Annotated in this window: 7 protein-coding genes; 5 read left to right on the plus strand and 2 right to left on the minus strand. The window is 57.3% G+C overall.

The features are described from left to right. The 4 genes from DD606_RS22815 to DD606_RS22830 form a co-directional block, all read left to right on the plus strand. Window positions 1-511, plus strand: a 511-nt coding sequence (locus DD606_RS22815) for an MFS transporter (protein WP_176691464.1), incomplete at its 5' end; no start/stop codon positions are given. A 30-nt stretch (window positions 512-541) separates the two neighbouring features. Next, complete coding sequence (locus DD606_RS22820; RefSeq protein ID WP_058658777.1) at window positions 542-1,363, plus strand: alpha/beta fold hydrolase; 822 nt, start codon at window positions 542-544, stop codon at window positions 1,361-1,363. 131 nt (window positions 1,364-1,494) lie between these two features. Then, window positions 1,495-3,558, plus strand: coding sequence for an McrB family protein (locus DD606_RS22825; RefSeq protein WP_059294784.1), 2,064 nt, complete (start codon window positions 1,495-1,497; stop codon window positions 3,556-3,558). Then, entirely contained in the window at window positions 3,555-4,859 is a 1,305-nt protein-coding gene (locus tag DD606_RS22830; protein WP_050871245.1) for an McrC family protein, read from the plus strand. The genes DD606_RS22825 and DD606_RS22830 overlap by 4 nt, the downstream gene beginning before the upstream one ends. 34 nt (window positions 4,860-4,893) lie before the next feature. On the opposite strand, the gene DD606_RS22835 is transcribed toward DD606_RS22830, so the two are convergent. Beyond that, the gene (locus DD606_RS22835) at window positions 4,894-6,288 is read right to left on the minus strand and encodes an MFS transporter (protein ID WP_129259197.1); all 1,395 of its coding nucleotides are present in this window, start codon (window positions 6,286-6,288) and stop codon (window positions 4,894-4,896) included. Window positions 6,289-6,338: 50 nt separating this feature from the next. Then, window positions 6,339-7,427 carry a cellulase family glycosylhydrolase gene (locus tag DD606_RS22840; protein WP_129259199.1) on the minus strand — a complete coding sequence of 363 codons (1,089 nt, stop codon included), beginning with the start codon at window positions 7,425-7,427 and terminating at the stop codon, window positions 6,339-6,341. A gap of 185 nt (window positions 7,428-7,612) precedes the next feature. On the opposite strand from DD606_RS22840, the gene DD606_RS22845 reads away from it, so the two are divergent. Beyond that, the coding region (locus DD606_RS22845; protein WP_139158338.1) for a LacI family DNA-binding transcriptional regulator at window positions 7,613-8,216 on the plus strand (604 nt) is incomplete at its 3' end.

The following is an 8,216-nucleotide window of genomic DNA, read 5'->3' on the forward strand; positions in this document are numbered from 1 at the left end:
GTTCTTCGGCTCGATGACCGCAGGCAGCGCCATCTGGGGGCAGATTGCCTCTCAGTTCGGCACCCCGACCTCGCTGGTGGTCGCCACGCTGGGGATGGTGCTGGCAAGCGCCACCGTGTTCCGCTGGAAGCTGGAGAAAGATCCTGATTTAAACCTCGACCTGAGCGGCCAGCCGCTGGACGGCGTGGAGAACGACCTGCCGAACGAGCGCGGCCCGGTGCTGGTCTCGCACGAGTACATCATCGACCCGCACAACGCAAAAGCCTTCCTGGAGGCGGTCCACGAGCTGCGCCGGGTGCGACGCCGCGCCGGGGCGATGAGCTGGGCGGTATACGAAGATATTGAGCGCCCCGGCCTGTTTATCGAGACCTTCCTGATGGGCTCCTGGATTGAGCATCTGCGCCAGCAGGAGCGCCACACCATGAATGACCTCCTGCTGCAGAGCCGCGTTCTGGCTTTTCATCAGGGCACAACATCACCGGCAATTCGTTATCTGGTCGCGCCGGTATAACCCTAACCATCACCTGTACAGGAACACACTATGGCAACGTTTAAGGCAAAAGACGGCACGCAGATTTACTACAAGGACGGCGGCGCGGGCAAACCGGTTCTCTTCAGCCACGGCTGGCCGCTGGACGGCGACATGTGGGACAGCCAGCTGAACTATCTGGCCGAGCGCGGCTTCCGCGCCATCGCCTTTGACCGTCGCGGCTTTGGCCGCTCGGATCAGCCGTGGAACGGCTACGACTACGACACCTTTGCGTCCGACATTAACGACCTGATCACCACGCTGGATCTGCGCGACGTGACGCTGGTGGGCTTCTCCATGGGCGGCGGCGACGTGACGCGCTACATCAACAACTACGGCAGCGAACGCGTGGCCGGTCTTGCCCTGCTGGGCGCGGTCACGCCAATCTTCGGCAAATCCGACTCCTTCCCGCAGGGTGTGGATCAGAGCGTGTTCGACGGCATTCGCGACGGACTGCGTAAAGATCGCGCCCAGTTCATCAGCGACTTCGCCACCCCGTTCTACGGCATCAACGCCGGGCAGACCGTTTCCGCGGGTGCCCTGACCCAGACGCTGAACATCGCCCTGCTGGCGTCCCTGAAGGGCACCATCGACTGCGTGACCGCCTTCGCCGAAACCGACTTCCGCCCGGATATGGCGAAAATCGACGTGCCGACGCTGGTGATCCACGGCAGCAACGACCAGATCGTGCCGTTTGAAACGACCGGCAAGCTGGCGGCGGAGATGATCAAAAACGCCACGCTGAAGGTGTACGACAACGCGCCGCACGGCTTCGCGCTGACCCACCAGGATCAGCTCAACGAAGATCTGCTGGCGTTTGTGAAGTCGCTGTAAGTCTGAGGGCTGATGCCAACGGCGACAGCCCCCTTTTCACCTCAACCCACCTGAACAAGCAGTGACACTATTCAGATTAATCCTATAAAATACTGACCTTTACCGCCTTTACCCGACTTCCGGAGTTTATGATGGTTCAGGATCGCACCGCGTTAGCCCCCTTCTTTAATGAGCATATCAATAACAACAGCCGATACAGCCCTAAATGGGGGCCAGCCTATCACCAGATGGTCAAACGCGTAGCGACAGAGCGACCCGAGTTTCGTGATCAAAGCCTTATCAAGGCACTTTGGTATGAACGCTCCAACGGCGTCGCCAGCATTAAACAGGGTGGAATGTCGCAGAACGAATACAATGCGGCCCAGATTCACCTGCGGGAAATCACAACCCTGATGGCACAGGGCTGCACCCCGGCCGTATATGAAAAGGTGGTCAACAAGCTACAGGCGCTTAAGGCCAAATCCATTCTCAAGAAACAGTACTGGGCGTTGTGTCACCGGGCTTTTGCCACGCTGTACCCTGAGCGGGTTTCGAACGTGGTAAATACCAAAATGTTTTCCCGCATTTATAACTACTGTAATAACCGCTTCGGGCTTGGGCTCGCCGGGAAAGGGACGTGGTTTGAAAAAAACCTGGAGCTGAAGGCGGCTCTGAACCGCGAGCTGGGCGGCCATGTAGACCCTGTCGAACTCAATATGTCGCTGTGGCATCTCTACACGCATTTCATCAAAGATAAGAGCGATATCGGCCTGGTAGGTAGCGAGTCCTGGGCCGAAGACGACGATCAGGATACGGATGAGAGCGTGGCGGATGTTCCACTGAACGTCATTCTCTATGGCCCTCCGGGGACGGGTAAAACCTATTCCACCGTTGAGCATGCCGTCCGCGCCTGTGAACCCGCTGAGTATTCCCGCCTGCTGGATGGCCTTCAGGGCAGTGATTACCGAAACGCACTTAAAGCGCTTTATGACCGGCTGGTCTCCGAACAGCGCATCCGCTTTGTCACTTTCCACCAAAGCTTTGGTTATGAAGAGTTTATTGAAGGGCTACGCGCCGATACCACCCGTGACGGTAACGTTCGCTATGACATTAAATCCGGCGTCTTTAAGCAAATCTGTGAGGATGCGGCGTTTGGTTACGCAGGTGAACAGCTGGCGCTGAACGAGGCGCTATCAAAGTTTCAAAAAGAACTGCTGAATGGCGAAGCCGCCACGCTTAAAACGACATCAGGTAAACCGTTCGGCGTCACCTATAAAAGTGAAACGAACTTCGGCATCTTCCCTTTAAACAGCAAAAAAGGGGATCTGGGGAATGGATACAACGCCTACGTGAAGGACATCAAAGCTTGGTATCAGAACAACGGGATTGATATCCACAACGAGTCGTATGTCCGGGGTATCCTCAACTATCTTCATGATAATTATAATCTTCCCGTCACACCGAAAAAAAATGCACCGGCAAAACGCCAGAACTACGTGCTGATTGTTGACGAGATTAACCGTGGCAATATCTCCAAAATTTTCGGAGAGCTCATCACCTTAATTGAGAAATCCAAGCGCATGGGTGAACCCGAGGCCCTGAGCGTGACGCTACCCTATTCGGGCGAAAAATTCAGCGTGCCAAACAACTTGTTCCTGGTCGGCACCATGAATACCGCGGACCGTTCCCTGACCGCTCTGGACACCGCCCTGCGCCGCCGCTTCGAGTTTAAGGCCATGCTGCCGAAAGCCTCCATTCTGGAAGGCCACGTCATCAAAGGTATCGATCTCAAACGGCTACTGCAGATGCTCAATGAACGCATTGAGGCACTGTACGATAGCGAGCACACGCTCGGGCACGCTTTTTTCATACCGGTAATTGAGACGGAGGACGATGACGTTGCTTTCGCCCGTCTGCAGCGGGTGATGAAAAATAAAGTGCTGCCGCTGCTGGAGGAGTACTTTTACAACGACTGGCAGAAAATTCGTCTGGTCCTTGGAGATAACCAGAAGCAGGATCCCGCCCTGTGCTTCATCCGTTCGATCAAAAACGAGGGAAATATTCAGCGGCTGTTTGGAACGGATGCATCGGACGATCTGCAGGAAGAGGGAGAGCGCTATCACCTTGCAGGCGAAGACGATCCTGTCTGGAATAATGCCATCGCCTGGCGTCAGATTTACGATGCAGGTGCGCGAGGCGCGGAGAACGACGAATGACCGGGCGGCGGCAGTGGTCCACCTTTGAATACGGTTATCTGGTCAGTAAAGAGGACAGCGGCCGGGTTAAGGACGCAGTGGAGCTTCCTCCGGCCTGTTTTGCGTGGCTGGAGCAATGCTGCCTGAACGACGATGCGGAATACGACGCGCGCCTGCTGACGCTGAAAACGGTCGGGCGCGTGAAGGTGCTGCAGGTGAAAAACTATGTCGGCGTCATTGCGCTGCCGGGAGGAGCGTTCATCGAGGTGTTGCCAAAGACCGGCCATGATAACACCCGCGAACAGCTGATGATGATGCTGCGCACGCTGAAAACCTTCCGGCACATCGCCACAACCTCCGCCAGTATCAAAACCTCGCGCATGCCGCTGATGGATATCTTTATTCATCAATTTATCCAGAGCGTCCAGGCGGTCCTGCAGCAGGGTCTTAAGCGTGACTACCTTCGCCAGCAGGAGAATCTACCGTGGATGAAGGGAAAACTGCGGGTTTCAGCACAACTGTCGACAAATAGCGTTCGCCGGGATCGCTTTCAGGTGGAGTATGACGAGTACAGTGTTGACCGACCGGAGAACCGCATTCTCAAAACGGCCATCGATACGGTTTCGCGCCTGACCCGCAACCCTCAGCTCATCCAGCAGCTTCGCCCCTTGCAGTCGGCCTTCGAAGGTATTCCTCCCGTTGTTGATACCGCACACGCGTTCGATCTGGTTCGCCTCGACAGGCATATGCATCACTATGAACAGGCGCTGGAGTGGGCCAAATTGATCCTACACGGGGAGTCACCACTTTGTATGCAGGGTCATGCTGATGCCATATCGCTGCTCTTTCCAATGGAAGCGGTATTTGAATCCTTTGTTGCGGCGTGGATGAGGCATCATCATCATCAACGTTACCAAATTGATACCCAAGCAAAAACACACACTCTGGCTCGATATCACACCAGGTATATGTTTAGACTCAAGCCGGATATCTGGCTTCGCCCGTATGACACGTCGAAACATTCTTCAATTATTTGCGATACGAAATGGAAAAAGATTAAGCCTCATAAACCTGGCTTTAACATTTCGCAAAGCGATCTTTACCAGATGCTGGCCTACGGAACGAAATATCTCGATAGCCGCGGCGATATGATCCTGATCTACCCGCAGCATGACGGTTTTAGCGATGCGCTTCCCCATCCCTTCGAACTTCATAAGCCGGACAGCCATGCGCTACGTTTGTGGATCGTCCCTTTTACCATCGGAACCAGTATTCAGAGCTCGATACTCCACCTCCCCGAGTCCCTGAAGCTGCGGAATTAGAAGCAGACGCCTGCAAAGCAGGCGTCTGAAGCGATTAATTGACCGATACCGGGCGGGTCAACGCCTCATCCCCGATGCCATTCTGCTCGCTCCCCCGCCTGCGTTCTGCCAGCAGCCGACACACTTCCGCATGCTTCTCCTCGGTAAAGGTAAAGCGCGACATAAAGCCCATGCGGATCAGCGAGCCTATCGCCGGCAGCAGGCAAATCCCGAAGAACAGCCCCGACAGCACGCTATCGCTCTGGGCCTGCGCCTGCGGCACATAGTCGATCATCGTCAGAAACACGCCGATTAACCCGCCGCCCACCGCCACCGACATCTTGCCGGTAAAGGTCTGCCCGGAGAAAGTGATCGCCGCGCAGCGCTTGTTAGTGTGGTACTCCGCGTACTCGATGGTGTCGGCAATCATCGACGAGGTGAGGATGTTGGTCATCATCACGAACAGCGTGCTCAGGCCAAGCAGAATGAACAGCATCGTCACCTGCTGATAACCGACAAACCACATCACCACGCGCACCGCCACGTCCAGCCCGCAGAGGATCATAAACAGCTTCCGCTTCTGCATCCGGCGCGTCAGCATCGGGGCGACCAGGCACAGCACCGCCGCGACAATGCCCATCACGCCAATCGCCATTTGCAGGCTGCCGTCGCCCATATTGTTGATAAAGAAGTAGATATAAAGACCGCCCGCCACGTTATGAAACACACAGAAAAAGAACGACAGCAGGACGATAAACAACGGTTTGTTCTGGCGCAGGTTGTGGAAGGTGTCGCGGATGGTCACCTTTTCCGGGCTCGGCGGCACGCGCTCTTTGATCTGCATAAAGCCGTTGAGCATCAGCGGCAGGCCCACCAGCATCATCACCAGCGCCGCCATAAAGTAGCCTTTATCGCTGCTGTACTGGGCGAAGAACGCCGCCAGCTTCGGGAAGAAGATGTTGGCGCAAGCGATCCCGGCGTTCACCCCGAGCATCGCCGCCGTCACCGCGCGGGTGCGCTGGCCGGAGTCGTTGGTCATCACCGACGACATCGACCAGAACGGGATATCGGAGATGGCGTACAGCGTCCCCCACAGGATATACGTCACCCCGGCGTAGAGGATTTTGGTGGTCATGTCCGCTTCGATTTTATAGAACGACAGCAGCGTGACGCCGGTGATCAGCAGCGGGGCGATCAGCAAAAAGTGGCGAAACTTGCCGAACCGGCTGTTAATGGTGTCCATAATGCTGGCAAACAGCGGATCGTGAACCGCGTCCCACGCGCGGGCAATCAGGAAGATGGTACTGGCCGCCAGCGCCGAGATCCCCAGCACGTCGGTGTAAAAATAGTTAATAAACGAACCCACTAAACCAAAGCTAAAACACTGACCTAAACCATAGCCAAAATAAGACCACAGCTCGCGAGACGGTATTTTCATTGTCATTGCCATTGTTATATGCCTGCCTGGTTGCCCGGCGGTCGGCCGCCGGGTCGATATTATTAGTCCTGCGCCTGCGGGGCGATCTTGCGCAGCTGCTGCATTAATGCGATTTCACGGCGTGAGAACGGAATGCCGTTCTCCTCAAACACGTCGTGGAACCAGAGGCGGCAGTAGTCCGTGGACTCCTTCATCACCACCGGCCACGGCAGCCAGGTCTGGGTTTTGCCGCGCACCAGCCCCCACTGGTACGGCGCGACCTTCGCCGCGTACATCAGCGGGAGCTGCTCTTCGATGGTGCTGCCCACGTGGCGCGCCAGCCATTCGGTGCAGAACAGCGGACGGCCAAGCTGTTGCAGCTGCTGAATAATCGCCGTCATGCGCCCCGTGTGGGTGTAGGCGTGGAAGCTCACCACGTCCGAGAGCGCCAGCGCGGTCTGGTCCAGCGGATGCTGGAAGAACGTCTCGCCCTCCTCTTCCGGCGGCAGGCGCCACGCGCAGACGGTGATCGGCTGGGTTGGGTCTTCTTCGCGCACCCACTGGAATGCGAGCTTCATCAACTCGTGCGCGCAGGTCTCCAGCTTCGCGTCGTACTGCACCTCCTGCGTGCCCGTCGCGAAAATGCCGCGGTTGCCCGGCTCGTTGTAGAGATCCCACAACAGCACGCGCTTATCGTCGCGGAACTGGCGCACAACGTCGCGGATATAGCGCTCAATGTCTGCCCAGCAGTCCGGATCGCAAACCTTGTCGCGCCCCGGGCTCGCCGCCGCCTGACTGTTGTGCTTGCCCGGCACGGGCGGCTTTTGCGGGCCAAGGTACGGCTCGTCGCCGGAGAAGCCGCAGTCGTCCATCAGGGTCAGCATGGTGCTGAAGCCGCGGCCGTCGGCAATCGTCAAAAACTGGTCGATGCGCGCCATCAGCCCGTCGCGGTCGTGCTCCCACACGATAAACGGCAGGTTGATGCGCAGGGTGTTGTAGCCCGCGTCCGCCGCCCAGCCCAGCTCGCGGTCAATCGTCTCGGCATCGAAGGTCTCTGCCTGCCAGATATCGGTCCAGTTCACCGCCGTCGACGGCAGATAGTTAAACCCGCACAGCCAGCCCTTCTGCTGATACCACGCCTGTGCCTGCTCCCTGCTCCACTGCTCTTTCATTACGCGTCCTCTTACTGATAATATTTAGCTAATAAATATTAGTTGCAGGATAAATGCGCAAATCACGGCGTTTAGAAAAGCGATGCCCCTCACAAAGTTCACGCTTCGATGATTGAGAAACGTGATCGACGGCGCTAAAGCGTGCGGTTAGGGTATGATGCGAATTCGCGAAAGGGAGAGGACGGATGAAGCGAAAAACGAAAGTGACGATGAACGATATTGCGCGGGCGGCAGGGGTGTCGCAGGCAACGGTATCGCTGGTGCTTAACCAGTCCCGCAACATCAAGCTCAGCGACGACACCCGCCAGCGGGTCATCGGCGTCGCTACCGAGCTCGGCTACGACCGCCTCCCCGCCGTACACGCCCCGCGCAACCAGGAAGAGATCGCCCTGCTGGTGAGCTCCATGCAGAGCTTCGACCCGTTTATCGACGCCATCAGCCAGGCGCGGGAAGCGGCGTGGCGCAACGAGACTCTGCTCACTGTCTACGACTACGGCGACGACATCGAGCTGGCGCTGAACATCATCCGCCAGCTGGAGAAGCGCAACTGCATCGGGATTGTCCTCGCCTCACCGGTCACCACGCTGGTGGACATGACGGCATTCCAGGACTGCACCCGCATCCCGCTGGTGCTGCTCAACCAGCGCGACCCCGGCTCGCCGCTGCTGCCGTCGTTTATCCCGGACGACTACGCCAATGCCTTCCAGGTGACGAAACACCTCATCGCCTGCGGGGCGACTCGCATCGCCCACATCACCGGCGAGAGCTGGATGGAGGCCTCGCGCCAGC

Source organism: Enterobacter cloacae complex sp. GF14B (genome assembly GCF_004136805.1).
Taxonomy (GTDB): domain Bacteria; phylum Pseudomonadota; class Gammaproteobacteria; order Enterobacterales; family Enterobacteriaceae; genus Enterobacter; species Enterobacter hormaechei_C.